25 protein-coding genes, 2 pseudogenes and 1 other annotated feature are annotated in these 25,778 nt (G+C 48.2%); of the genes and pseudogenes, 17 read left to right on the plus strand and 10 right to left on the minus strand.

Translation table 11 applies throughout. The features are described from left to right. Window positions 1-16 precede the first annotated feature (16 nt). Window positions 17-985 (plus strand): oxygen-dependent tRNA uridine(34) hydroxylase TrhO, encoded by a 969-nt coding sequence (trhO, locus tag ACKTRM_RS01370; RefSeq protein ID WP_011996254.1) that lies wholly within the window; start codon window positions 17-19, stop codon window positions 983-985. A gap of 35 nt (window positions 986-1,020) precedes the next feature. Here trhO and gltP read toward each other — a convergent pair whose 3' ends face one another. Then, window positions 1,021-2,271, minus strand: coding sequence for a glutamate-aspartate/proton symporter GltP (gene gltP, locus ACKTRM_RS01375; protein WP_007409006.1), 1,251 nt, complete (start codon window positions 2,269-2,271; stop codon window positions 1,021-1,023). A 369-nt stretch (window positions 2,272-2,640) separates the two neighbouring features. On the opposite strand from gltP, the gene ACKTRM_RS01380 reads away from it, so the two are divergent. Beyond that, window positions 2,641-3,708 carry a branched-chain amino acid aminotransferase gene (locus ACKTRM_RS01380; RefSeq protein WP_015416722.1) on the plus strand — a complete coding sequence of 356 codons (1,068 nt, stop codon included), beginning with the start codon at window positions 2,641-2,643 and terminating at the stop codon, window positions 3,706-3,708. Window positions 3,709-3,748: 40 nt separating this feature from the next. Here the strand turns inward: ACKTRM_RS01380 and ACKTRM_RS01385 are convergent, their stop codons facing one another. The 4 genes from ACKTRM_RS01385 to ACKTRM_RS01400 form a co-directional block, all read right to left on the minus strand. Further along, window positions 3,749-5,152 (minus strand): amino acid permease, encoded by a 1,404-nt coding sequence (locus ACKTRM_RS01385; RefSeq protein ID WP_011996256.1) that lies wholly within the window; start codon window positions 5,150-5,152, stop codon window positions 3,749-3,751. A 113-nt stretch (window positions 5,153-5,265) separates the two neighbouring features. Continuing rightward, window positions 5,266-6,213 (minus strand): homocysteine S-methyltransferase, encoded by a 948-nt coding sequence (gene mmuM / locus ACKTRM_RS01390; protein WP_011996257.1) that lies wholly within the window; start codon window positions 6,211-6,213, stop codon window positions 5,266-5,268. 115 nt (window positions 6,214-6,328) lie between these two features. Next, the gene (locus ACKTRM_RS01395) at window positions 6,329-7,765 is read right to left on the minus strand and encodes an alanine/glycine:cation symporter family protein (RefSeq protein ID WP_011996258.1); all 1,437 of its coding nucleotides are present in this window, start codon (window positions 7,763-7,765) and stop codon (window positions 6,329-6,331) included. A 24-nt stretch (window positions 7,766-7,789) separates the two neighbouring features. Beyond that, window positions 7,790-8,773, minus strand: coding sequence for a glutaminase (locus ACKTRM_RS01400; protein WP_007409011.1), 984 nt, complete (start codon window positions 8,771-8,773; stop codon window positions 7,790-7,792). 243 nt (window positions 8,774-9,016) lie between these two features. Here ACKTRM_RS01400 and ACKTRM_RS01405 point away from each other — a divergent pair, with 243 nt between their 5' ends. From ACKTRM_RS01405 to ACKTRM_RS01425, 5 genes and pseudogenes are all read left to right on the plus strand, one after another. Then, entirely contained in the window at window positions 9,017-10,309 is a 1,293-nt protein-coding gene (locus ACKTRM_RS01405; protein WP_023356687.1) for a sensor histidine kinase, read from the plus strand. 1 nt (window position 10,310) lies between these two features. Then, the gene (locus ACKTRM_RS01410; RefSeq protein ID WP_011996260.1) at window positions 10,311-11,258 is read left to right on the plus strand and encodes a DNA-binding domain-containing protein; all 948 of its coding nucleotides are present in this window, start codon (window positions 10,311-10,313) and stop codon (window positions 11,256-11,258) included. A gap of 6 nt (window positions 11,259-11,264) precedes the next feature. After that, window positions 11,265-11,499, plus strand: a pseudogene (locus ACKTRM_RS01415) (hypothetical protein); the annotation flags it as partial. Between the two features lie 48 nt (window positions 11,500-11,547). Then, window positions 11,548-11,798 (plus strand) — a binding site (T-box leader). An 88-nt stretch (window positions 11,799-11,886) separates the two neighbouring features. Beyond that, entirely contained in the window at window positions 11,887-12,051 is a 165-nt protein-coding gene (locus ACKTRM_RS01420) for a tryptophan RNA-binding attenuator protein inhibitory protein (RefSeq protein WP_007409016.1), read from the plus strand. 115 nt (window positions 12,052-12,166) lie between these two features. Next, window positions 12,167-12,361, plus strand: a pseudogene (locus tag ACKTRM_RS01425) (IS5/IS1182 family transposase); the annotation flags it as partial. A gap of 145 nt (window positions 12,362-12,506) precedes the next feature. Here the strand turns inward: ACKTRM_RS01425 and ACKTRM_RS01430 are convergent. Beyond that, on the minus strand, window positions 12,507-13,400 hold the full coding sequence (locus tag ACKTRM_RS01430) for a cation diffusion facilitator family transporter (protein WP_011996263.1): 894 nt from the start codon (window positions 13,398-13,400) through the stop codon (window positions 12,507-12,509). A gap of 427 nt (window positions 13,401-13,827) precedes the next feature. Between ACKTRM_RS01430 and ACKTRM_RS01435 the strand changes: the two genes are divergently transcribed. The 4 genes from ACKTRM_RS01435 to ACKTRM_RS01450 all read left to right on the plus strand — a co-directional run bounded on the left by ACKTRM_RS01435 (window position 13,828) and on the right by ACKTRM_RS01450 (window position 16,449). Continuing rightward, window positions 13,828-14,448 (plus strand): nitroreductase family protein, encoded by a 621-nt coding sequence (locus tag ACKTRM_RS01435; RefSeq protein ID WP_011996264.1) that lies wholly within the window; start codon window positions 13,828-13,830, stop codon window positions 14,446-14,448. Window positions 14,449-14,472: 24 nt separating this feature from the next. Beyond that, the gene (locus ACKTRM_RS01440; protein WP_011996265.1) at window positions 14,473-15,411 is read left to right on the plus strand and encodes a ring-cleaving dioxygenase; all 939 of its coding nucleotides are present in this window, start codon (window positions 14,473-14,475) and stop codon (window positions 15,409-15,411) included. Between the two features lie 130 nt (window positions 15,412-15,541). After that, on the plus strand, window positions 15,542-15,931 hold the full coding sequence (locus tag ACKTRM_RS01445) for a DoxX family protein (protein ID WP_007609195.1): 390 nt from the start codon (window positions 15,542-15,544) through the stop codon (window positions 15,929-15,931). 179 nt (window positions 15,932-16,110) lie between these two features. Then, window positions 16,111-16,449, plus strand: coding sequence for a thioredoxin family protein (locus ACKTRM_RS01450; RefSeq protein ID WP_011996266.1), 339 nt, complete (start codon window positions 16,111-16,113; stop codon window positions 16,447-16,449). A 63-nt stretch (window positions 16,450-16,512) separates the two neighbouring features. On the opposite strand, the gene ACKTRM_RS01455 is transcribed toward ACKTRM_RS01450, so the two are convergent. Then, a complete protein-coding gene (locus ACKTRM_RS01455) occupies window positions 16,513-16,896 on the minus strand; it encodes a DUF2512 family protein (protein ID WP_003156684.1) in 384 nt (127 codons plus the stop codon). Window positions 16,897-17,049: 153 nt separating this feature from the next. On the opposite strand from ACKTRM_RS01455, the gene ACKTRM_RS01460 reads away from it, so the two are divergent. From ACKTRM_RS01460 to tatC, 4 genes are all read left to right on the plus strand, one after another. Beyond that, a complete protein-coding gene (locus tag ACKTRM_RS01460; protein ID WP_011996267.1) occupies window positions 17,050-17,478 on the plus strand; it encodes a cell wall hydrolase in 429 nt (142 codons plus the stop codon). Between the two features lie 263 nt (window positions 17,479-17,741). After that, window positions 17,742-19,493 carry an alkaline phosphatase D family protein gene (locus ACKTRM_RS01465; RefSeq protein ID WP_011996268.1) on the plus strand — a complete coding sequence of 584 codons (1,752 nt, stop codon included), beginning with the start codon at window positions 17,742-17,744 and terminating at the stop codon, window positions 19,491-19,493. A 12-nt stretch (window positions 19,494-19,505) separates the two neighbouring features. Continuing rightward, window positions 19,506-19,703: a twin-arginine translocase TatA/TatE family subunit gene (locus ACKTRM_RS01470; protein WP_003156681.1), complete on the plus strand. Its 198-nt coding sequence runs from the start codon at window positions 19,506-19,508 to the stop codon at window positions 19,701-19,703. Between the two features lie 61 nt (window positions 19,704-19,764). Further along, complete coding sequence (gene tatC, locus ACKTRM_RS01475) at window positions 19,765-20,490, plus strand: twin-arginine translocase subunit TatC (RefSeq protein ID WP_011996269.1); 726 nt, start codon at window positions 19,765-19,767, stop codon at window positions 20,488-20,490. Here tatC and pcp read toward each other — a convergent pair. Further along, the gene (gene pcp, locus ACKTRM_RS01480) at window positions 20,487-21,134 is read right to left on the minus strand and encodes a pyroglutamyl-peptidase I (RefSeq protein WP_011996270.1); all 648 of its coding nucleotides are present in this window, start codon (window positions 21,132-21,134) and stop codon (window positions 20,487-20,489) included. The genes tatC and pcp overlap by 4 nt on opposite strands. Before the next feature lie 71 nt (window positions 21,135-21,205). Here pcp and ACKTRM_RS01485 point away from each other — a divergent pair, with 71 nt between their 5' ends. Continuing rightward, a complete protein-coding gene (locus tag ACKTRM_RS01485; RefSeq protein WP_011996271.1) occupies window positions 21,206-22,333 on the plus strand; it encodes an aminotransferase class V-fold PLP-dependent enzyme in 1,128 nt (375 codons plus the stop codon). Window positions 22,334-22,368: 35 nt separating this feature from the next. On the opposite strand, the gene lmr(B) is transcribed toward ACKTRM_RS01485, so the two are convergent. Both lmr(B) and ACKTRM_RS01495 read right to left on the minus strand, forming a co-directional pair. Beyond that, window positions 22,369-23,808, minus strand: coding sequence for a lincomycin efflux MFS transporter Lmr(B) (gene lmr(B), locus ACKTRM_RS01490; protein ID WP_041482173.1), 1,440 nt, complete (start codon window positions 23,806-23,808; stop codon window positions 22,369-22,371). A gap of 36 nt (window positions 23,809-23,844) precedes the next feature. Then, window positions 23,845-24,411: a TetR/AcrR family transcriptional regulator gene (locus tag ACKTRM_RS01495; protein ID WP_011996273.1), complete on the minus strand. Its 567-nt coding sequence runs from the start codon at window positions 24,409-24,411 to the stop codon at window positions 23,845-23,847. 177 nt (window positions 24,412-24,588) lie between these two features. Here ACKTRM_RS01495 and ACKTRM_RS01500 point away from each other — a divergent pair, with 177 nt between their 5' ends. Further along, window positions 24,589-25,704: a type II asparaginase gene (locus ACKTRM_RS01500; RefSeq protein ID WP_011996274.1), complete on the plus strand. Its 1,116-nt coding sequence runs from the start codon at window positions 24,589-24,591 to the stop codon at window positions 25,702-25,704. Window positions 25,705-25,778: the final 74 nt, after the last annotated feature.

Here is a 25,778-nt window from a genome sequence, read left to right on the forward strand (position 1 = left end):
ACAGGGTGTATAAATCATGGAAAAACAATATAGAGTTTTACTTTATTATAAATATGTAAAGATTGATGAGCCTGAAGAGTTCACGGCTCAGCATTTGAAGTTTTGTAAGGAGCTCGGTCTGTTAGGCCGTATTTTGATTTCTGAAGAAGGCATTAACGGTACGGTGTCCGGAACGGTTGAACAGACGGAACAATACATGAATGCGCTGAAAGCTGATCCGCGCTTTGCCGACATGCCGATCAAAATTGACGAGGCTGACGGACATGCATTCCGCAAAATGTTTGTGCGCCATAAAAAAGAATTGGTGACGCTTCGTCTCGAAGATGATGTTGATCCGAATGTCACGACGGGCAAGCATTTGAAACCGAAAGATTTTTATGAGCAAATGCAGGATCCTGACACGATCGTGATCGACGCCAGAAACGACTATGAGTATGACCTCGGTCATTTCCGCGGAGCGGTCAGACCTGATATTGAGGCGTTCCGTGAGCTGCCGGACTGGATTGAAGAGCACAAAGACATGCTTGAAGGCAAAAAAATCCTCACGTACTGCACAGGCGGCGTACGCTGTGAAAAATTTTCCGGCTGGCTGCTGAAGAAGGGCTTTGAAGACGTGTCCCAGCTTGACGGCGGTATCGTCACTTACGGTAAAGATCCTGAAGTGAAAGGGCAAATGTGGGACGGACAGTGCTACGTGTTTGACGAAAGAATCAGCGTACCGGTCAACCGCGTAGAGCACGTTATCATCGGAAAAGACTATTTCACGGGCGAGCCGTGCGAGCGTTATGTGAACTGTGCAAATCCGGCATGTAATAAAAAAATGATCTGCACACCTGAGAATGAATACAAATACATGCGCAGCTGCAGTCACGAATGCCGTACGAACGAACGCAACATGTATGTGAAAGAGCACGATATGACTCAGGAAGAAATCAATGAACGCCTTGCTTTGATTGAAAAAGAGGATCATGCGGCGATTGATTAAAGAAAAGACCACCAATAAGGTGGTCTTTTTTGTGTTTACATACTTTCTGTCCGGGCGGTCTGGTCTGCCGTGACGGGTCCTTTATATTTGAATGCTTTTTCCCACTTGGACACGACGATGCAGGCGACCGCATGGCCGGGCACGTTGACGCCGGTTCTCGCCATGTCCATGACGCGGTCGACACCGGCAATGATGGCGACGCCTTCCGCGGGGAGACCGACGGCATTCGCTGTCGCCAGAAGCACGACGAGTGAGCCTGACGGGACGGCGGCAATGCCTTTGCTTGTCATGACGAGGACAAGCATCATCAGAAGCTGCTGAGAAAGCGGCATTTCCACATGAAACGCCTGCGCCAGGAAAATACAGGACACCGATAAATAGAGGCTTGAGCCGTCACAGTTCAGCGATAAACCTGACGGAACCACAAAGGAGACGACCCGCTTCGGACAGCCGTATTTCTCCATCCGATCCATCAGCTGAGGCAGAATGGTTTCTGTGCTTGTCGTGGAGAAAGCGATCAAAAACAGGTCCCAAATCATTTTCAGCACTTCAAAGTATTTGATTTTAAAGATAAGCCCCACGATCGGAAACAGAACGAAGAGTATCAGGAACAGCCCGAGGAACACAGTGCCGATCAGCTTCAGCATCGGAAGCAAAAGCGCGATTCCGAATTGCCCGACAGAGGCGGCCATCAGGGCGAGAACGCCGATCGGAGCGGTGACCATTACCATTTGCGTCAGCTTGAACATAATATTTGCCGTGGATTCGAAGAAACTCATGACAGGTGCGGAGGCTTTGCCGATGCCGGCTGCGGCAACACCGAATAAAATCGCGAAAAAAATGACGGCGAGAAGATCGTTTTTCGCCATGACGTCAATAATGTTAACGGGGATAATATCAAGAAGCATTTGTTTCAGGTCGACTACTTTTTCCGTATAGCCGGAAAGCTCGTGAATATCTTTTTTAGCAAGATGAGAGAGGTTAAGTCCGACTCCCGGCTTCAGCACGTTCGCCAATAACAGACCGAGCGCCAGAACAAGCGTCGTAATCACTTCAAACCAAATAATCGTTTTGATGCCGAGACTGCCCATCTTTTTCATACTGCCGCTGCCGGCGGCTCCGATAACAATGGTCGAAAACACGATCGGCACGACAATCATTTTAATCAGGCGGATAAATCCGTCTCCGACGGGCCGCAGCGCCATCCCGAAATCCGGGAAGAAGTGGCCGATCAATGCTCCGATGGCTAAAGCGATCAAAATCTGGAATGCGATAAATTTTTTCAAGCGAATCCCCCTTTTACTTGCGCATTTCTTACGTAATTCGTGAAGCAGTCGGCAACCACCTTCCTATTCGCCATAAATTTGTCACATGATTGACTGTGCGAAAGAAAGGATTGCTTTACATTATGTAAGCGTAATCATTTAATATGACAGAAAGTCCTCATTGAAAAAAATGAAGCAGAATAAAATAAAGTTAGATTTTCGATTGAAAATATAAAAAATTTTGATAATTATCCTCTTATAAGTGGTATATTTGATATGATACGGTCAACTGCATCCTCATATATCTGTGCATACACGATTCAGGCAGAGAAAACAGGCAGCTTATAAAAGACTGAAAATTTTAACAATTACAAGAAAGGTGTGCTTTTGTTGAATCAACTGATTGAAAGACGTAAGGTCACAGCAAGAAAAGAAAAACCGGACTCCGCTTCATTGGGGTTTGGCAAGTACTTCACAGATTACATGTTTGTCATGGATTACGAAGAGGAGAGAGGGTGGCATGATCCGAGAATCACCCCTTATGAACCGGTCCATCTGGATCCTTCCGCATCGGTTTTCCATTACGGGCAGGCCGTATTTGAAGGGCTGAAGGCTTACAGGTCAGAAGACGGCCGGGTATTGATGTTCCGTCCTGACCAAAATATAAAACGGCTGAATAAATCGTTACGGCGGATGAGCATGCCGCCTCTTGACGAGAAGCTGGCGCTGGAGGCATTGATACAATTGGTGGAGCTGGAGCAGGAATGGATACCGATAGAAAAAGGAACCTCTTTATATATCCGTCCGTTTGTAATTGCGACTGAGCCTTCTTTAGGCGTCCGGCCGTCAAAGCGTTACAAGTTCATGGTAGTTCTGACGCCTGTCGGTTCGTACTACGGCGATCAGCTGAAACCGATCCGTATTTATGTGGAGGATGAGTATGTGCGTGCCGTCACCGGCGGAGTGGGCGACGTCAAAACGTCCGGAAATTATGCGGCCAGCTTACAGGCTCAGCGGAAAGCCGAAGAACTGGGGTATGATCAGGTGCTTTGGCTCGACGGGGTGGAAAAGAAATATGCCGAAGAGGTAGGGAGTATGAATATCTTTTTCATCATAAACGGAGAGGCCGTAACGCCGGCGTTAAACGGAAGCATTCTCGGGGGCATCACACGCGCATCTGTGATAGAGCTGTTAAAAAGCTGGGGCATCCGCGTCAGGGAAGAACAGGTCGCCATTGATGACATCTATGAGGCTGCGATGAGAGGCGAGGTGTCAGAGGTATTCGGTACGGGAACCGCGGCCGTCATCTCGCCGGTCGGCGCGCTGCACATTCACGGAGAAACGATTGAACTGAATAACGGTTTGATCGGTGAAGTGTCAGAAAGGCTCTATGAAACGATTGCCGGCATCCAAGTCGGGAAGGTGCGGGATTCGTTCAGATGGGTGGTTGAAGTATAAATGAAAAAAGAACCCTTGCGCTGCAGGGTTCTTTTTTTGGTTATTGGGATTTTACGGCTTGCACGCGGGCTCTGCTTTTCCGGTTTTTCAAGTAATAAGCGGTGTAGCAAACGGCCATAAATGCAATTCCGCAATAAAGGGCGATGGCCTGGTTCGGATCAAAAGCGATGCCGATACAGGAGGCGAGGCACAGGAGAAAGGCCGCTATCGGTACGGCCGGATATCCCGGCGTCCTGTATTTCAAGTCTGAAAGCTGGTGCCCTTCTGTAAGAAACCGTCTTCGGAACAAAAATTGCGATGCGGCGATGCTCATCCACACAGCCACTACCGCAAATCCTGAGACGGAGACGAGAACAAGATAGACTGTATCCGCTGCAAATACGCTTGACAACAACGACAGAATGCCGCCGATCATACTGAAGATCAGAGCGTTAAAAGGAATGCCTTTAGAGGTCAGCCTGGCAAAGGCGGGATGAAGCTCCCCTTCTTTAGACAGGGACCACAGCATACGTGATGACGCGTACAGCCCTGAATTGGCCGCAGACAGAAGCGCCGTTAAAATGACGAAATTCATCAGATCGGCCGCATAAGGCACGCCGACTCTGTCAAATACCGTGACGAACGGGCTTTCAATCACACCGGCTTCCTTGATGGAGACCATCCCTGACAGCACAAAAATCGTTCCTATAAAGAAAAGCGCCAGCCGCCAGACTGTGGTCTTAATGGCGCGCGGAACGGTTTTTTCCGGATCGGCGCTTTCCCCTGCGGCGATTCCGATCAATTCCGTCCCTGAAAAAGCAAAGTTTACTGAAAGCATCGTCATCAGTATCGGGAAAAAGCCATTTGGAAAAAGGCTGCCGCCATCCGTAAAGTTCGACAGCATAGGTGCGGCCTCACCGCTTTTCATCGGGACGATGCCGAACATCGCCGCTCCGCCCAATAAAATAAACAGTAAGATGGCTAAGACTTTAATGCTTGAGAACCAAAACTCCGATTCAGCAAAAAATTTCACGGAGAAGGCGTTTAATAAAAAGATGAAAAGAGCGAATACCGCACTCCACATCCAAACTGAAGTATGCGGGAACCAACGCTGCATGAAAAGCCCGGCCGCCGTGAATTCAGAGCCCAGCGCCACCGCCCACGTCAGCCAGTACAGCCATGCTACCGTAAAGCCCGTCGCGGGCCCGATATAGGTTTTCGCATAGGTGTGGAATGCGCCCGTCACCGGCATGGCCACTGACAGTTCACCAAGGCAAAGCATGACAAGATAGACGATGCCCGCGCCCAAAAGGTAAGCGAAAATGGTGCCCGCCGGACCCGCCTGATGAATGGTATACCCAGAGCTTAAAAACAGCCCCGTTCCGATCACACCTCCAAGTGATAGCATAAAGAGGTGTCTGCTTTTCATACTTCTCTGAAAATTCGTCTCGTTCTTGTTGTTCATTGTTTTCCAACTTTCTGCGAGGGCCGTCCTAATAAAAAATCTCATGCCGGCGAACGGCACGAGATTCCGGCGAACCGGCTTTTTGAATAGAATATACAAACTATTCCGATTAGTCAAGTTGTTTTTAAGGTCTTGGCCCAATCGGCAATGGCCTGAATGTCCGCGGGTTTCGTCCGGCAGCAGCCGCCGATCAGGCTCACGCCGTTTTCGTACCAGCCTTGCGCGCTTTTTCCGAAATTGTTTTCGCACGCTGCGCCTTTCCAGGTTTTTGTCACTGGGTCATATTGTTCGCCGGAGTTCGGATAGGCGATAATCGGTTTGGATGCTGCCCGTTTGATTTCTTCTATCAGCGGCGGAATATGTTCAATCGGTGTGCAGTTGATGCCGATCGCTGCGATTTGGCTGCAGGAGTCAAGCAGGGCCGCGCATTCGGAAATTGGCGTGCCTTCGCTGATATGCCGTCCGTCTTTGGCGCTGAAGCTGATCCATGCATAAGTGCCGGGGAATTCCTCCAGCAGCCTTGTGATCGCTTTTGCTTCTGACAGACACGGAATGGTCTCACAGGCCAAAAGATCGGCGCCGGATTCTATAAGGGCTTTCATCCGGGGGCGGTGAAAGCTGATCAGCTCATCCTCCGTCAGTCCGTAATGCCCGCGATATTCTGAGCCGTCAGCGAGGCTCGCGCCGTAAGGCCCGATAGAAGCGGCGACCAAAGGTTTGGGCCGGTGTAAACGGTTTTCTTCATGCGCCCAAAATTCATCGCGTGCTTGTGCGGCAAGTTCAACAGATGTCTGAATGAGACGTATCGCATCGGTTTCCGGGATGCCGCGCGCTGCAAATCCTTCAATTGTCGATTGATAACTGGCGGTGATCGCGCAATCAGCGCCGGCGGCAAAATATTCTGCATGCACCTGTTTGATCAGTTCTGGCCTCTCCAAAAGAATTTTGGCCGACCACAGATCGTCATGTAAATCACAGCCCATCCGCTCAAGCTCGGTTGCCATCGCGCCGTCTATGATCATAACCGGGTATTCATTTAATATTTGTGTAATGGGATTCATAGGCCTTCCTTTCTGACTTTACTGAAAATATATAAAAAGGGTAATGGATGCTATTCTCTTTGTCAATGAACCGGCAGAAAAAAGGTGTTCAGGACGCTGCCCGAACACCTTTTGTTTAGGAAATGTGTTTGCCTTTCGCACTTTTCGCGATGTCTGAATACTCCCAGCAGTCGATCCCGTCATCATCAGGGAGCACATCTCTGTAAAAGACGGGGTCCTTTCCGGCTTTCTTTTGCCGGGCATAATCGCTCAAAGCGGCAAACGCTTTTTTCGACAGAAGGAAAATCGCGATTAAGTTCACGACCACCATTAAGCCCATGAACAAGTCAGCCATATCCCACACAAGCTGGACTTTGGAAATACAGCCGAACAGTACCATTCCGAGCACGCAGATGCGGTAAATGAACAGCCATTTTTTGTTCTGGCTTAAAAATCCGATATTGGTTTCTCCGTAATAATAGTTGCCCATCAGAGCGCTGAAGCCGAACAAAAGCATTAAGACGGCAAGGAAACCTGAAGCCCATGCGCCGACATGATCGCTCAAGGCGGCCTGAGAAAGCGCGATGCCGCTCAGTCCCGGCTGGTGATACGCGTCTGAAAATAAAATGATAAGCGCCGTGCTTGTACAAATGACGAGCGTATCCGTCAGGACGCCGAATGCCTGAATGAGCCCCTGTTTCACCGGGTGGCTCGTTGTAGCTGTCGCCGCCGCGTTCGGAGCGCTTCCCATACCCGCTTCATTTGAGAAAATCCCGCGTCTTACACCTTGCATCAAGGCCGCACCTAAAGCGCCGCCCGCTGCCTGATCAATGCCGAACGCATTTTTTACGATTAGCGACAGAACGCCGGGCAATTGGGTGATGTTCGTCAGAATGACAAAGAAAGCGACACCGATATATAAAACGGCCAAGACGACTACGATGTATTCCGCCATTTTCGCAATTCGTTTGACGCCGCCGAAGATTACGCCGCCGAAAACCACGATTAAAATAATGCCCAATGTAAGCCGGCTGGTGCCGAATGCGTTTTGAAAGGCGACGCTGATTGTATTGGATTGAACGGAATTAAAAACAACCCCGAATGACAGTGTGATTAATACGGCGAACAGCGCGCCCATCCAGCGTTTCTTCAGGCCCTTTTCCATGTAATAGGCCGGGCCCCCGCGGAATCCGTTTTGATCTTTTACTTTATAAATTTGGGCCAGCGTGCTTTCAACAAAGCTTGAAGCCGAACCGATGACTGCGATAATCCACATCCAGAAAATAGCGCCCGGACCGCCGAGTGCGATCGCAATGGCGATTCCGGTAATATTCCCGGTTCCGACACGCGCCGCCATACTGATGCAAAATGCCTGAAACGGGGAAATGCTGTTTTTTGTCCGGGCGGCCGCGCCTTCCTTCAAAACCCGGATCATTTCCTTCAGCATGCGGACTTGCAGACCCTTTGATCTGAACGTAAAAAACAGTCCCAGAGAAAGAAGCAGTACGATTAACAGTTTTGACCATAAAAAATCATTTGCCGAGCCGATTACATTTTCAAGGAATTCCTGCATCCAATCACCTCTTGGTTCGTTTGATTAAAAAATACTGAGCTCCCACTCCTGTGCGATATGTTTCAGCAGCATGCCGCCGGTCAGGCTGTTGCCGTATTCATCAATGGCCGGACCGTAAATGCCGATGCCGCAGCCGTTATGAAAAGGCTGTTCTCTTCTGGCGCTTGGGGGAACCAATGCCATAATGCCGCCGGATACCCCGCTTTTGGCCGGGACGCCGACGAAAGCCGCATATTTGCCTGACGCATTGTACATTCCGCACGTCAGCATCAGGGCTTTGGCGAGTTTCGCGACATCTTTCGGAATGACCTGTTCCCGTCGGATCGGATGGTATCCGTCATGCGCAAGTATCAATCCGATTAAAGCGATGTCCTCGGTTGTACCCTCCATGGCGCACTGCTTTAAATACACTTCAAGCGTTTCTTCCACATCCGCCTCGAGAAAGTTCGTTTCTTTTAAATAGTAGGCGAGCGCTCGGTTCCGATGCGCGGTCTGCCATTCAGAACGGAAGACCTCCTCGTGAATGTGTGGGCGTTTTCCTATTAATTTTTCAAAAACGGAAAAGAGATATTCTAATTTATCATGCGCCGTTTCACCCGGAAGCAGCGAGGCGACGGTAATGGCGCCGGCATTGATCATCGGGTTGAAGGGCTTCCCGGGTTTATGGATTTCAAGCCGGATGATAGAATTAAACGCATCACCCGTCGGTTCCACGTCCACACGATCCAGCACGTAAGAAATGCCTCTGTTCATGCAGGCGGCAATAAAGCTGATGACTTTTGAGATGCTCTGCAATGTGAACGGGACATTCCATTCACCGGCATGAATCATTGAGCCATCCGGCTCTAATATGCAAATGCCCAGCTGAGAGTCGTTGATTTCTCCGAGGGCGGGTATATAATTTGCGCTTTTTCCATTGACGGAAAACGGTCGGTAATGCTCGACCCAATCTTGTAAAAGTGAAGCCAGTTCCTCTTTTTCAAGGCGCTCTCTGACCATATCTTTCATAACATTCCTCCTCTATTGCAAGCCTGTCCGAAGCGGAAACCGGTCTTGGAAAACGTTTTCAAAAATAGCGTGTTCCATGTTAATGTATAATGACATCTACAGAATCATACAAAATACGACAAAATCATTCTTAAAATAAGCCGATAGATTTATAAATCAGCCGGAGCGTCCCGCCATTCGGGTCTAAAGAAATTTGCGGACTGTATCGGTCTTGTTCAAAATAGACAGAAGAAGGAAGTGATTATGATCAGGCTCGACTATTTACTGAAAAAAGACGGCTATCTTTTCGCCCTTATGCTGATCACCGTGCCGCTGGCGGGGGAACTGAAATTTTACCCCCTGAATGAGGTATATCGGATCAGCTTCGGCGCCCCGGCTTTTTTCTTTTTTCTGCTGCTGCTTCGGCATGTGCCGGCAGTATTGTCAGGGCTGTTGACAGGTGCAGCCGTTGTGGCATTCCGGATCGGCCTGGAGTGCTGGGGAGGAGAGCATGCCGGCTTTACGGAGGCTTTTTTCAGCCAATATCCCAGTTTCTTTTTTTACTTTACATATGCCTGCTTGTTTTATGTGCTGAAGGTCAGGCTTTTTTGGGATCGGCCGCTGATGATCGGGTTTCTCGGTTTTCTCATTGAAATTGCGTCCGATGCCGTTGAAATGACGGTTCAGTTTTCCGGCGGCCGGCAGATTATGATGCCGGACAAGCTGGCGGATATTGCGGTTATCGCTGTTTCTCACACATTTATTGTGCTGAGTTTTTTCAACGTGATGAAGCTGCACGAATCTCAGGTCAGGGAAAAACAAACGAGAAAGCAGCATGAGCACATGCTGATGATTGTGTCTAACTTATATGAAGAAACGATTCATTTGAAAAAAACGCTGAAAACGACGGAGCATGTGACGAAAGAATCCTATCAGCTATATCGGGAAATGAGCGGGAACGACCGGGAGCTCGGTAGCCGAATGCTGCGCCTTGCGGGAGAAATTCATGAAGTGAAAAAAGACAATCAGCGAATATTCGCCGGTTTGTCGAAGCTGATTTCCAATGAGAGATTCCGGGATTACATGAATGCCGCCGCTCTGGTCGGCATCGTCATCCGAATCAATGAAAAATACGCCGAATCTTTAGGCAAGGACATTCAATTCCGGAGCGTGATTGAAGGAGAACATCCCGATTATCACGTCTTTACCGTCCTGTCGATCTTAAATAACCTGACCGCCAATGCCGTCGAAGCCATGGGAGACAGGGGTGAGATCCGCCTCGCGCTGCGCAGGGCGGAAGGAGAAAAGGCTGAATTTCAGGCGGAAGATGACGGTCCCGGCATTCCGGAAAAAATCGGAGAGGTCGTTTATGATCCCGGGTTTACGTCCAAATACGATGAATTCGGCACACCTTCAACGGGCATCGGGCTTACTTACGTGAAGGAAATCGTAACTGAACTTGACGGAGACATTTCCTTTCATAACAAGCCAAAAGGCGTCATATTTACGATTAAACTGCCGGTGAAGCATTTGATTGCAGAAAGGATGAACTCATAATATGCGTTTTTTTATAGCTGATGATGACCGGGCGATCCGTTCCATTTTAAAACAGATGATCGAGGACGAGGACTTAGGAGAAGTCGTCGGTGAGGCAGAGGACGGAAGCCAGATTGAAGGGCATTATCTCCATTTTAAACAAGTCGATATTTTATTAATTGATCTGCTGATGCCGGGTCGGGACGGGATTGAGACGATCCGGCATCTTCAGGGATCGTACAACGGAAAAGCGGTGATGATATCGCAGGTGGAGGCAAAGGAAATGGTGGGAGAAGCTTATTCTCTCGGCATCGAATACTTTATCCACAAACCGATCAACAAAATCGAGATTGTCACCGTTTTGCGAAAAGTAAAAGAGCGGATTGAACTGGAAACCTCGATCGGCGACATCCAACACTCGTTAAGCCGTCTTATTCAGCGGAATGAGCCGAAAAAAAGCGGGCCGGGGGGGATGCGCGAGAAATCAATCAAAGAAACAGGAAAATTTCTTTTATCGGAATTAGGCATCGTGGGAGAAAGCGGGGCGCATGACCTCATGGCCGTCCTTCACTATTTATTTGAGGATGAACAGGCGGAAAGAAACATCCCGTCTTTAAAGCAGATGTTTACAAACGTCGCCATCCGGAAGCTGGGGCCTGCGGCGGCACAAGCCGAGGTTAACAGGGAAATCAAAGCCTCGGAACAGCGGATCAGAAGGGCCGTCATTCATTCGTTAAACCATTTCGCTTCATTGGGCACAACTGATTTTTCAAACCCCAAATTTGAATATTACGCCTCGAAATTCTTTGATTTCCCCGCTGTCAGCAAGAGAATGAAAGAAATGCAGGCTAAGGAAACCGTGCCGCTTTCTCCGGTTAAAGTCAATATGAAAAAATTCATTCACGTCTTCTTTTTGGAGGCGAAAGATTTACGCGAGGGATCAAAATTTGTCAGCGGAGGCAGCCGGTAAGCTGGGCTTTGGAAAAGATGGCAAACGTGGATAAATGACAGCTCGTACTGGCTTGATTTTTTCCGCGCTGATCCATGGCTTGCACCCTCCGCATATTTTTGTAAACGAAAATCAGCATGTGACAGAATGGCAGGCCGCTTACCCTGTGGAAACGGCGAAGTTCGCGCTTCAGACGGGGCAAGAGGAGCATATGCAAATGGCGCGGGACATGCTCGGCCTGACCGATCCAAAAGGTTATTGACTTCCGCCGGATGACAGCGTATGATACATTTTAAAATAAAAGAACGGATGAACAATGCTGAGGAAGAGTAAGTACGCATCAGCGCGCGGGGTTCAGAGAGTCGGTGGCCGCTGTGAACCGATCCCCGTCCGGTGCCGAATGGGCTTCTGAATTGCTGCGCTGAAATGACAGTAGGCGGTGCCGGGATTCTTTCCCCGTTATCAAGAAAGGAGTATTGAAACCGTGTGTTTCTGTACTTTTTGAGAGAATGGCTTATCAGCCGTTAATAAAGGTGGCACCGCGAAAACCTCGTCCTTTGATGGACGGGGTTTTTTTGTATTGTTAAGGAGGTGATGGCCATGGAAAGTGACTGGAGACGGACAGACAATCAAAAAAGGAGGGATATTCATGGTGATCGCAACCGACGATCTTGAGCTCACGTGTCCGCATTGTGAAGGAACCGGCGAGGAGAAGGAAGGGACGCCCTGTCCGAAGTGCGGCGCGAAGGGCGTCATATTGACCGCTCAAGGAAACACGCTGCTGCATTTTATCAGAAAGCATATTGATCAGTGAAATCAAACGAAAAAGGCCGTTATCCGGCCTTCATGCTGTCGAGAAAATCTCGACAGCCTTTATTTTTCCCTTGTCATAAAATAAAAGAAAGACTGAAAAAAACGGTTTCTTTCTCATGTTCCACACAAGAAATTTTTCTCAAAACAGAGCCGAATTCGTTCTGTTTGACCAACTCGTCGAAGAGGATCACCTTCTTCGAAAAATTGATAAATACATAGACTTCTCTTTCATAGTTGAAAAGGTCAAACCTTACTGCAGTGAAAATAAAGACCGCCCCTCACTTGATCCGCTGATCTTATTCAAAATGATGTTGAAGATTGCCACATACCCAGCCAAGCAAAGCTAGGCATGTGGGAGTGCTTTTTCTGCACCTGAAATCAAATGAATATGTAAAGAAACAGCACAAAACAAAAAAGCTTGCAGAAAAAACATCGTTTTCTCTACAAGCTGCTTTTTCATTCTTCAAAATAAGGATTCACGTGGATGAGCACTTCTTCAACATCTGAAAAGTGTCTTTGGATTTCATTTCGGATTTCGCGGGCAATATCGTGTCCCTGCTTAATCGTCAAATCATGATCCAAAGATAACCGGACATCAAGCAATTTATAGTGGCCGTGTTCTCTTGCTCGGATTTTATCGAGCCGTTTGACTTGAGGGCAATGCAAAATAACGGCTTTATATTCCTCTATCAGTTCGGGATCAACACTTTTTTCCATGAGAACGTCAACAGACGGCTTGATTAATTCCATTGAAATCTTAAAAATAAGGTACGCCACGATGACACTGGCAATTGCATCGGCGTACAACAGATAGGACCATCCGCGTGTGTTCCCGATAATCGCCAATAGGACGCCGATAAAAGCGGCAAGAGAGGCAACGATATCGCCTTTATGATCGTATGCAATCGCTATAATCGCTTTACTGTTCCATTTTTCCCCTTGTTTGATCGAATAACGATATAAGATCTGCTTAGCCGCGTAGGATATCAGAGCCGCAAACAATGCGCTGTATTGCGGGATGCTTGGACCTTCAACAAAGGACGAAATCGCTTCTATCAGAATATACACGGAAACGAGCACTAATATGATTCCTACAATCGCTTCGCTGATGACCTCAGCTTTGCCATGCCCAAAAGGATGGTCTTGATCGGGCGGCTTATTAGAAATGCCGATGACGGCCAGGACAGCAATTGAAGCCACGACATCCGCTGCAGAATGTATACCGTCGGCAAAAACTGCTTCACTATCGCCTATCAGTCCAAAAAAGATCTTTCCTGCCATTAAGATCAGATTGGCTATCAATGCAATCAAAGCAACTTTTTTGCTTATTTGTTCTCTTTCACTTGTCATTTTTTCCTCCTATAAAACTGCACAAAAAAATAGGGGCGCTTTTGATTCGCTCTCCGTATCCTTTCTTGTGTAATCACTTTGCTTATCGTACCAATTCAGTTTCGAGTGGGTCTATAGCAAGGTTGTTTCCTGTTTACTAATAAATAAGGTGACAGAAAAAAAGTTGGAGCAGGGCTAAACAGTACACAGACAAAATGACGCTGAATTTAAAAATGAACTGTTGACATTTGAGTATTTATCTTTTATTATTATCTCGAATTCAAGATTTTTTAATTCAAGATAATTTAATTAGAGTGCAGGATAAGAACCTGCTGATCGTTTGAATCACGAAAAGATCAGTGAAGAGAACGTTTCGTTTTTGATCATATGTTATTTGATTTTTTATACTATAATATCTCGAATTCGAGATAAAGGGGGTACGAGGGAAATGGCTGAATTTGTACAGCTAGTGAATGAAAGAAGATCTGCAAGCAACTTTCTTCCAGAACATCCAATCACAAGAGATGAACTCAACGAAATGTTTGAATTGGTTGCGTTGGCTCCATCAGCTTTTAATTTGCAGCACACAAAATATGTGACGGTTCTTGACCCGGATGTAAAAGAAAAGCTGAAACAGGCCGCAAACGGACAATATAAAGTGTTTAGCTCATCAGCTGTTCTTTTGGTTTTAGGGGATAAGCAGGCATATCAGCAAGCGGCTGACATCTATGAAGGATTGAAGATGCTGGGGGTATTAAATAAACAAGAGTATGATCACATGGTTCAAGACACCGTTTCGTTTTATGAAAACAGGGGAGAACCATTTAAGAGAGATGAGGCGATAAGAAATGCTTCACTTTCTGCGATGATGTTTATGCTGAGTGCTAAGGAAAAAGGCTGGGACACCTGTCCGATGATAGGGTTTGATGCTGAAGCCGTGAAACAGATTTTGAATATAGATGATCAATTTGAGGTCGTCATGATGATTACAATCGGGAAAGAAAAAATAGAAAGCAGAAGGCCGCGCGGCTACCGAAAGCCTGTGAATGAGTTTGTGGAGTATATTTAACTATTTGCAAAGGAGCGAATAAAAATGGCGAAAAAAACGATGGGCATCCATCATATTACAGCAATTGTCGGTCACCCTCAAGAGAATGCTGATTTCTACGCTGGAGTGCTGGGGCTGCGATTGGTCAAGCAAACGGTCAATTTTGATGATCCGGGTACGTATCACCTTTATTTTGGGGATGAAGGCGGGAAGCCGGGAACAATCATCACATTCTTTCCGTGGGCGGGCGCCCGCCAAGGCATCATTGGAGACGGACAGGTTGGCGTGACATCTTACGCCGTGCCGAAGGGTGCCATGGCGTTTTGGGAAAAGAGACTTGAAAAGTTCAACATTCCATACACAAAAATCGAGCGTTTTGGAGAACAATATATAGAATTTGATGACCCGCATGGCCTGCATTTAGAAATCGTGGAAAGAGAAGCAGGGGAGGCCAATACGTGGACTTTCGGAGATGTAACCCCGGATGTTGCCATTAAAGGCTTTGGCGGTGCGACCCTGTTATCAGCACAGCCTGAAAAAACAGGTAAACTGCTGGAAAACATCATGGGGCTTGAGCGAGTCGGTAAAGAAGGAGACTTCGTTCGTTATCGTTCTGCCGGTGATATCGGAAATGTGATTGACCTTAAGTTAACGCCTATCGGCCGCGGGCAAATGGGTGTCGGCACGGTCCATCACATCGCTTGGCGGGCTCAGGATGACGAAGATCAATTAGATTGGCAAAGGTTCATTGCTGCGCACGGATATGGTGTGACTCCTGTTCAGGATAGAAACTATTTTAATGCGGTTTACTTCAGAGAACATGGGGAAATCTTATTTGAGATCGCAACTGATCCGCCGGGCTTTGCCCATGATGAGTCACAAGAAACAATGGGCGGAAAACTGATGCTCCCTGAGCAGTATGAACCGCACCGGGCACAAATTGAACAAGGGCTGCTGCCGTTTGAAGTGAGAGAATTAGATTGATTGATAGATGAACGTGAAGCATGAAGAAAAATAACAAGACATACATTTAACAGATGTTTGCTGGAAGCGACTGTTGGTAAACAGCTGCCTTGCAGACATCATATAATATGAAAAATAAGGAGAGATAAAAATGGAAGATGCAGGACTATTACTTATTCGAATCATGATTGGTGTGGTGTTTCTGTTTTATGGATCACAAAAATTATTCGGCTGGTTTGGCGGATACGGAATTAAAGGAACCGGACAATGGTTCGAGTCAATTGGAGTTAAACCAGGCAATGCCGCGGCCGCTTTATCAGGTCTCGGGGAACTCGCAAGCGGAATTCTATTTATTTTAGGTGTATTCCTCCCGCTTGGAGCTGCTATCATAACGATCATTATGTTAGGTGCCATTGTAAAAGTCCATGGAGCGAAAGGGTTTGCGAACGGTGCCGGCGGTTTTGAATATAACTTGGTGCTGATTGCAGTCTCCATCGGAGTTGCACTCATCGGTTCAGGGGCGTACGCTTTGCATTTTTAATATAAGTATCTAAGAACAGTTACTGAAAAGCGGTAACTGTTCTTTTATTTTTTAAGCAAAACGTTCAGGTGCTCTGAATATCAAAAAAGCGGATATGATCAATATAAATGTGTATAGTGAATGTACGAGTATTGATGAGCTTGGTCATGAAAGACGAGCCGATTTGAAGGAGGATTTTGATGAAAGAGCTGACAGACTTACATTCATTAGATTCTATCGAGAATTTTATTAAGCAGCATCAATTCAGTTTTATCTACATTTCAAGACCCGCCTGTACAGTATGTCACGCTGTTCTGCCGCAGCTCAGAAAAGTATTGGATCAGTTTCCGAATATCAAATTGGGGCATATCAATGCTGACGAGGTAGAAGAGGTGGCCGGCAGATTTTCAGTCTTCACTGTTCCCGTGCTTCTTTTGTTCATTGATGGGACTGAGTTTCTGAGAGAAGCCCGCTTTGTTCATTTTGAACAGCTCGAAGAAAGGCTGAAAAGGGTTTATCAGTTATATCAAGATGTATAAAGCGTTTATACTTTACAAATAAAAAGCCCCCTTTAAAGGGGCTTTTATCCGGCCTTTTTTACGTTATTCGGACCGGGGTTCTAAAAAACGGGACCCGCCCAAGTCTTTTCTCATCAGATAGATATGGAAAAAATATTCTCCGACGGCGATGATGACGGCGGAAATAAGAGCGGCAAACGCCAGTCTTCCTCCGGAAATGCCCATGGACAGCGGCATTCCCATCAGCCAGACAACAAGAAACGCGATTCCGAAATCAGCGGATGCCGCCGTGATATTATTCCATCTCGGAAGCACGTACAGGTCGCCCGTAAAGTAAGAAACGGCTCCCAGCACAATGGTCATCAGCAGCACGTCGCCGAATGTAAAGCGAAAACCTAAGCCGAGTATCAGATACAGAATAATGATGGTCATAATGCCTTTAATGGCAAGCGCTTTAATGTGTTCCATGCGAATTCCTCCTTATGGAAATCATGTTAGTATGTTTCCTCATAACGTGAAATATAAACCCGTTTTTCGTGAACATTTGTTTTCTGGCTTTTGTCTGTCATCACTGGGCCGCGGCTGAATATGATGAAGGGAGAAAATACGGGAGGTGTCATGATGGCAGTCGTAAAAGCGTCGAGCGCCGATCTGGATCTAATGGCAAGGCTGCTCAGGGCGGAAGCGGAAGGCGAAGGGAAGCAGGGAATGCTTTTGGTCGGCAATGTGGGAATCAATCGGGTGCGGGCGAATTGTTCTGATTTTAAAGGCCTGCGCACCATCAGGCAGATGGTGTTTCAGCCGCACGCGTTTGAAGCGGTGACTCACGGATACTTTTACCAGAGACCGCGTGAATCCGAGCGGAGGCTTGCCCGCCGGACGATTAACGGAGAACGGTTTTGGCCGGCTAAGTTCAGTCTGTGGTATTTTAAGCCGCCGGGAAACTGCCCGCCGACTTGGTATGATCAGCCGTTTGTCGCGAGATTCAAATCCCACTGCTTCTATCAGCCGACAGGTGAAACGTGCGAAAACGTGTACAATACATTTTAATCCCGGGCGCACCGTTCTGAGAATGAACGGTGTTTTTTTAATTTCTTGTGAAGAAAAATAGGAAAAAAGTTCGCTTGACGGATGACAAGCCAAAAAGAAACAGAGGGGGTTTTCTCCCGGCGGGGCAAGGTTTGTCGAAACAATGTGAAAAATGTCTCCCGCCGTCCATTTTTCAGCCTTACAAACCCTTCACAGTTCTTCATAGCGGTTTAACATTTCTTTTTTATAATAAGGGCGATCAATGAGACGAAAGGGGAACTGACATGACACATGACGGCCGTTTAGATGAATGGATCAAGGAATTGGAGAACAAAAGCTTTCAGAACAATACGTTTGACCGCCGCGCATTTATACAGGGCGCCGGTAAAATCGCCGGTCTTTCCCTCGGGTTAGCGATCGCGCAATCCATCGGCGCGTTTGAAGTGAATGCCGCTCCGAAATTTTCAAACTATCCGTTCACCCTCGGCGTAGCTTCCGGCGATCCGCTGTCTGACAGCGTCATTCTCTGGACGCGTCTTGCCCCTGACCCGCTGAATGGGGGCGGCATGCCGAAGCAGGCCGTGCCGGTAAAATGGGAAATCGCCGCTGATGAACATTTTCGTCACATCGTCAAACGCGGAACGGAAATGGCCAAGCCGAATCTCGGACACTCCGTCCATGTCGAGGCGGACGGGCTCAAGCCCAATAAAGTGTACTATTACCGGTTTAAAAGCGGGCATGAGCTCAGTCCCGTCGGCCGGACGAAAACGCTGCCCGCTCCCGGCGCTGACGTATCCGCCATGACGTTTGCATTTGCCTCATGCCAGCAGTATGAACACGGCTATTATACGGCATATAAACATATGGCGAAGGAAAAGCTTGATCTCGTATTCCATCTCGGAGATTACATTTATGAATACGGACCGAACGAATATGTGTCAAAAACGGGAAATGTCAGGACGCACAGCAGCGCTGAAGTGTATACACTGTCAGATTACCGCAACCGTCATGCCCAATACCGCTCTGATGCCAATCTGAAAGCCGCCCACGCCGCATTTCCGTGGGTCGTGACGTGGGACGATCATGAGGTGGAAAACAATTATGCCAATATTATCCCTGAAAAAGGCCAATCCGTTGAAGCGTTTGTGCTCAGGAGGGCCGCAGCTTACCAGGCTTATTATGAACATATGCCGCTCAGGCGCATGTCATTGCCGAACGGTCCTGATATGCGGCTGTACAGGCAATTTTCTTATGGCAATTTGGCATCGTTCAATGTGCTTGATACAAGACAGTACAGAGATGATCAGGCCAACGGCGACGGGAATAAGCCGCCTTCTGATGAGTGGAGAGACCCGAAGCGCACATTGATGGGGACAGAACAGGAGCAATGGCTCTTCAGAAATTTAGCCGCCTCAAAAGCGAAGTGGAATGTGCTGGCGCAGCAAATCTTTTTCGCGCAATGGAATTTCGGAACAACCGCCAATCCGATATACAGCATGGATTCATGGGACGGCTACCCGGCTCAGCGGGAGCGGGTCATCAATTTTATAAAAAGCAAAAACCTGAACAATGTCATCGTGCTGACGGGTGATGTTCACGCAAGCTGGGCGTCAAACCTGCATACCGATTTTAATCAAACGAATTCAAAGATTTTCGGAGCCGAATTCGTCGGGACCTCCATTACATCTGGAGGAAACGGGGCGGATAAACGGGCCGATACGGATCAGATCTTAAAACAAAACCCGCATATTAAGTTTTTCAACGATTACCGCGGCTATGTCCGCTGTACGGTGACCCCTGCCCAATGGAGAGCGGATTACAGAGTGGTGCCGTACGTGACGGAGCCGGGGGCTGAGGTATCCACGCGGGCTTCATTCATTTATCAGAAAGACCAGACGGGGATTCGGAAGGTCTCTCAAGCTGCGGTTGCAGGCGGTGTAAAGCAGTCAAACGAGGTGGAAGAGGATCGTTTCTTCGCCCATAACAATGCGCATGAAAAGCAAATGAGAAAGAAACGGGCCAAAATCTCACAATAAGGAGGCACACTCATGTTTTCTAATATCGGCATTCCCGGGTTGATCCTGATCTTCGTTATCGCTCTCATCATTTTCGGGCCTTCAAAGCTTCCGGAAATCGGCCGTGCCGCCGGCCGCACGCTGCTTGAATTTAAAAGCGCCGCAAAAACACTGGTCTCAAATGAAGAGCCGGACAAGCAGACGGCTGAGAAAGACAAAACGGCAGGCTGAATCCTGACATGGGGGCAGACGAATCCGCTTCTGCCTCTTTCTCTATAAGGAGGATGTACGATTGGATAAAAAAGAAACCCACTTGATCGGGCATTTAGAGGAAGTTCGGCAGCGTCTCATTAAAACCGTTATCGCCTTTCTCGTGTTTTTTATCGGCGCCTGCTGGTTTGTGCAGGATATTTATGACTGGCTGATCAAGGATTTGGATGGCAGGCTGGCCGTTTTAGGGCCGAGCGAGATTTTATGGGTGTATATGATGATTGCGGGAATATGCGCCCTTACGGCAACGATTCCGGTTGCCGCTTTTCAGCTCTGGCGTTTTACGGCGCCGGCTTTGACCCCGTTTGAACGCCGCGCCGCTTTGCTTTACATTCCGGGGCTTTCGGTTTTGTTTATTATCGGAATTTCCTTCGGGTATTTTGTGCTGTTTCCGATTGTGCTCGGATTTTTAACACAATTATCCGCCGGCCAGTTTGACATGGTATTTACGGCGGACAAGTATTTTACCTTTATGCTGAATCTTACATTGCCGTTCGGATTTTTGTTTGAAATGCCTCTGGCCGTCATGTTTCTGACACGGATCGGAATCGTGAATCCAACCCGGCTGGCAAAGGCGCGGAAGCTTTCGTATTTTGTGCTGATCGTCGTCTCGGTGCTGATTACGCCTCCGGATTTTATGTCTGACTTTCTCGTCATGATTCCGCTGCTCGTCCTCTATGAAATCAGTGTGACGCTGTCCCGCATCGTTTACCGGAAGAAATGGGCCGAGGCGCCGTCTGCAGCTTAGTGAAGTTCGCCTCCGCCGGTCTCAATATCGTCCTCATGCGCCGCGGCGGTCACCGCGGCGATTTTGAGCGCTTTTGTCACGAGATCCAGGCTGAGGCTCGGCGCAGACTTTTGCAAGGTTTGCTCCGGAATGTACGGGATGTGTATAAACCCGCCGCGGATGTGCGGATGATGGCGGGTGATTTCATCCATCAGGCCGTAAAAGAGGTGATTGCATACAAACGTCCCCGCCGTGTAGGATACAGCCGCGGGAATGCCTTCCTTTTTGATTTCCTCAACGATCCGTTTGATCGGAAGGCCGGTCCAATAGGCCGCGGGACCGCCTTGAGAAATGTTTTCCCCGACAGGCTGGTTTCCTTCGTTATCCGGTATGCGCGCCTCATTGAGATTGATCGCGACCCGTTCCGGCGTGATCTGCATTCTGCCGCCTGCCTGTCCGACACAGATGATAATGTCAGGCTGATGCTTTTTGATCGCCTCGCGCAGTACGGCAAGAGACTTATAAAAAACGGTCGGCACTTGTTCAGATACGATAGAGGCAGGGCCCTCAGCGGCACCATTCAGCCGTTTGACCGCTTCCCATGAAGGATTGACCGTTTCCCCGCCGAAGGGGTCAAAGCCTGTCAGCAATACTTTTTTCTCCATATAAAACCCTCCTTTTCTTTTTACCATACTCTATAATGGACATATATTCCTGCCGAAGGGGGAAACACGTCTTGAATTCGCCTCTGGTGCAATACCGATCTTTATTTCCGGCGCTCCGCACACATACGATGCTCGCCAGCTGCTCTCAAAGCGCTCTTGCCCTGCCGGTTTCAAAAGCGGTCAATGACTATCAGGAAAGCCTGCTTCAGCATGGCGGAAACTGGGAAGAAGCCATTGGACGAACGGAGCGGGCAAGGTGTGAATTTGCGAAATTGATCGGCGCCCATCCTGAAGAAATCGCCGTTTTACCTTCAGTAACGGCTGCTGTCTCTGCCGTCGTTTCTGCTTTGCCGGATTGCCGAAAGAAACAGGCGGTGTATACGGAATTGGATTTTCCGGCGATCGCCCACATTTTGAAGGCACAGACTGAGATGGAGCTTTCAGTCGTGCCGTCTGAAGACGGAATGATCCCGTTAGAGCGGTATGAGACGTACATATCGGAACAGACGCTTTTCACCTGTGTGCCCCATGTGTCATATACGTCCGGTTTTGTCCAGGATATGAAGCGCATTGCCGAGATATCCGCAAAGAAGGGATCGCTTCTTTTTGTCGATGCTTATCAATCGGCGGGGCACATCCCGATTGATGTAAAAGACTGGGGAGTTGATATGCTGGCCGCGGGTGCGAGAAAGTATATGCTCGGCATACCGGGAACGGCGTTTCTTTATGTCAGAAAGGAACTTGCCGAACGGCTGAAGCCGAAAGTCACCGGGTGGTTCGGGCAGCAGCGGGCGTCGATGCTGGATTTAACCCGTTTTTCTTATGCGGACGGAGCCAAACGCTTTGAGACCGGAACCCCGGCATTTATCAGCATATATGCGGCACAGGCGGCTTTATCTCTAGTAAACGATGCCGGCACAGACCGCATTCACCGGGAAGTAAAAAAACTCAGCACATTTGCGTATGAATACGCTTCTGAAAAAGGGTTGCACCTCACAGGGCCGCCGTCTGCCGATGACAGACCCGGCATGATTTCCATACGGGATGAAAAAGCGGCGGAAACGGCTGCGCTGTTGAGGCGGAAAAACATCGTATGCGCACCCAGCGGACAAATCATCCGGCTGGCGCCTCATTTCTATAACACGGCCGATGATCTGATGTATGCGATTGATGAACTGGCTGAAGCGCGCGGTATATAAAAAAACAGCAGACTCACGGGGAGCCTGCTGTTTTCTTATGAGTGATTCACTTTGACCCGTTTCATAAAGAAGGCGCTGATCAAGCCGATAACAGCGACAATCATCGCGAAGATAAAGGCGTGCTGGACGCCCGCAATCAGCGCGTGAGAGTATGCGGAAGGATCATTCGGGTTTTTCACGGTGCTCATATAATTCTTTTGCCCGGCTGCCATGATGCTGACCGCCACCGCAGTGCCGATTGCGCCGGCCATCTGCTGGAGCGTATTCATAATGGCCGTTCCGTCCGGATAAAATTCCGGCGGCAGCTGGTTTAAGCCGTTCGTTTGCGCCGGCATCATGATCATGGAAATGCCGATCATCAGGCATGTGTGAAGCGCGACAATCAGAAGCGCCGTTGAAGCGCCGTTAATGTTTGAGAAAAACGAAAGCGCAGTTGCCGTGATGACAAACCCGGGAATGACAAGCCACTTCGGCCCGTATTTATCAAACAGACGCCCCGTCACCGGAGACATAAAGCCGTTTAAAATACCGCCCGGCAGCAGGATGAGCCCGGACGTAAACGCCGTCAGCATCAGTCCGCTTTGTAAATACATAGGCAATAGGAGCATTGTTGATAAGATAACCATCATACAGATAAATACAATCACGACACCTAGAACAAACATCGGATAGCGGAAAGCGCGCAGATTCATCATCGGCTGCTTCATTGTCAGCTGCCTGATGGAAAATAAGATGAGCGCGATCGCACCGACAGTGAGCGAACCGATAACCGTCGGGCTTGACCAGCCGTCTGATCCTTCGCCCGCATTGCTGAATCCGAATACGATGCCGCCGAACCCGATCGTAGACAGAATAATGGAAAGCACGTCAATTTTCGGTTTTGTAATGTCAGACACGTTCTGCATGTAGGCGATGCCGAATAAAAGAGCCAACACAAGAAACGGCAGGGAAATCCAGAAAATCCAATGCCAGTTCAAATGCTCTAACACAAGCCCTGAAAATGTCGGACCGATCGCAGGAGCGAACATGATGACAAGCCCGATCGTCCCCATCGCCGCTCCGCGCTTATGCGGCGGGAAGATGACGAGGATTGTATTAAACATCAGCGGCAGCAGCAGCCCGGTTCCTAAAGCCTGCACGATTCTCGCCGCCAAAAGAAACGGAAAGCTCGGCGCAAGCGCTGCAATCAGCGTGCCGATAATGGAAAAAGCAAGTGAAACGATAAACAGCTGTCTCGTCGTAAACCATTGCAAAAGCAGACCCGATACCGGGACAAGAATACCGAGAACGAGCAGATAGCCCGTCGTCAGCCACTGGACGGTCGCAGGAGTGATATGTAACTCCTTCATCAGGTCAGTCAGGGCGATATTCAGCGCCGTTTCACTGAACATGCCGATAAACCCTGCCGTCAGTAAAGAAATCATGATCGGCATGACTTTATATTGTTTGGAAGGCTGAGCGTTTTCCAAAATCATTCTCCTCTCTTTCTATACGTACATGTCTCTCGTATTTTATGTCTTCAGCAGGTTCGGGATTTGTTTAGAAATATGGAGGATCGGCATTTTGTCTTTTTTGGCTAAGGACACAATGATGCCGCCTTCTATCAAGGCATTTAAAACAGTGCTGATTTCCGCCGCTTTCTCATCAGAAAAACCGGCTGATCTCAATTTGCCCGCGAACAGATTCTCCCATTCCTGATAAGCGCTTTGACAGGCCTGCTGGAGCTTTTCGCTCTTTAAAGCAGTCTCGGCAGCCAGTAAACCGACAGGAAACCCTTCAAAGTTCTCCGGACATGTGAATTGGCTTGATAAGTCCTGTAAAAACGCTTGAATGCTTTCCGCAGGATCAGGATGGGCATCAAGGCTTTCTTTTATTTTCATACGGATATAATGGCTCATTTCATTGACAGCCTCAATGGCGAGCTGCTCTTTGCCGTCCGGAAAATGATAGTAAAGAGAACCTTTCGGCGCACCGCTTTCTTTAATAATCTGATTCAGCCCCGTGCCGTAATACCCCTGAAGCTGAAACAGCCTGGTTGCCGCGGCGAGGATTTTTTCACGAGAATCTCCATAGCTCATAATGTTCCCACCTTACTGATTTTTGACAAATTTAAAATATAGTGACTGGTCTATTATCTTGATTTCACATGATGGTGTCAAGGTTTTTTAACGGTTATTTTCTTCGGGAGGTTGCCTGACAAGCGCGTTGACCGGTGAGAGGAAAATCTTCATAAATAAAGAAAAGGAGAGAAAAGAATGAAAAAACAATTCATGCCCTTCATTACATTTATCACGGCTCTGCTCTTCATCGCGGCCGGCTGCTCCCAATCTCCTCAAGCGAAAGAAACACCGCCCCGGATGGCAGCAGCAGCCCCAGCGAAAAAAGACGGACTTCCGAATGTTAAAATTCTTGCCACCGGCGGCACAATTGCAGGCGCTGCTCCTTCAAAGACGTCAGCTACGGAGTACACGGCGGGGGCAATCGGAGTTGATGCCCTGATTCAGGCCGTTCCGGAGATAAAAGAGGTCGCGCATGTGAGCGGAGAACAGGTTGTGAATATCGGCAGCCAGAATATGAATAACGAGACACTGCTGAAACTTGCAAAACGGGTAAACAAGCTGCTCAAGTCTGATGATACAGATGGCATTGTCATTACACATGGAACAGACACACTTGAGGAAACCGCCTACTTTCTCAATCTGACGGTCAAAAGTGACAAGCCCGTTGTTGTCGCCGGGTCAATGAGGCCGTCCACGGCGATCGGAGCGGACGGGCCATCCAACTTATATAACGCTGTAAAAACAGCGGCTGCGCCTGATGCGAAAGGTAAGGGGACGCTTGTCGTATTAAATGACAGAATCGCTTCGGCGCGCTATGTGACAAAAACCAATACAACCGCGGCCGACACATTCAAATCGGAAGAAATGGGTTATATCGGAACAATTGCTGATGACATCTATTTTAATAACATCATGACCCGAAAGCATACGAAGGATACAGATTTCAAGATAGATAAACTTGATAAACTGCCGCAGGTCGATATTATATACGGCTATCAAAATGACGGAAGCTATCTCTTTGAAGCTGCCGTAAAATCAGGGGCGCAAGGCATTATTTTTGCAGGCCCGGGAAACGGCTCAATGTCTGATGCGGCGCAAAAAGGCGCCGTAAAGTCGGTCAAAAGCGGGCTGGCGGTCGTCCGCTCCACAAGGACGGGAAACGGAACGGTAACACCTAATCGAGAGTATGAAAAAGACCATTTGACAGCTTCAAACTCTCTCAACCCTCAAAAAGCGCGGATTCTTCTGATGCTTGCGCTGACAAAAACGCATGACCCTAAGCGGATTCAAACCTATTTCAATGAGTACTAGGAGAAGAGAACCGGGTGTTCTCTCCTTTTTTGGTATGCCGTATTAAAGCATAAGAGTGCTTTCGGGAAAGGGGC

It is taken from the genome of Bacillus sp. D7-8 (assembly GCF_052055895.1).
Classification (GTDB): domain Bacteria; phylum Bacillota; class Bacilli; order Bacillales; family Bacillaceae; genus Bacillus; species Bacillus velezensis.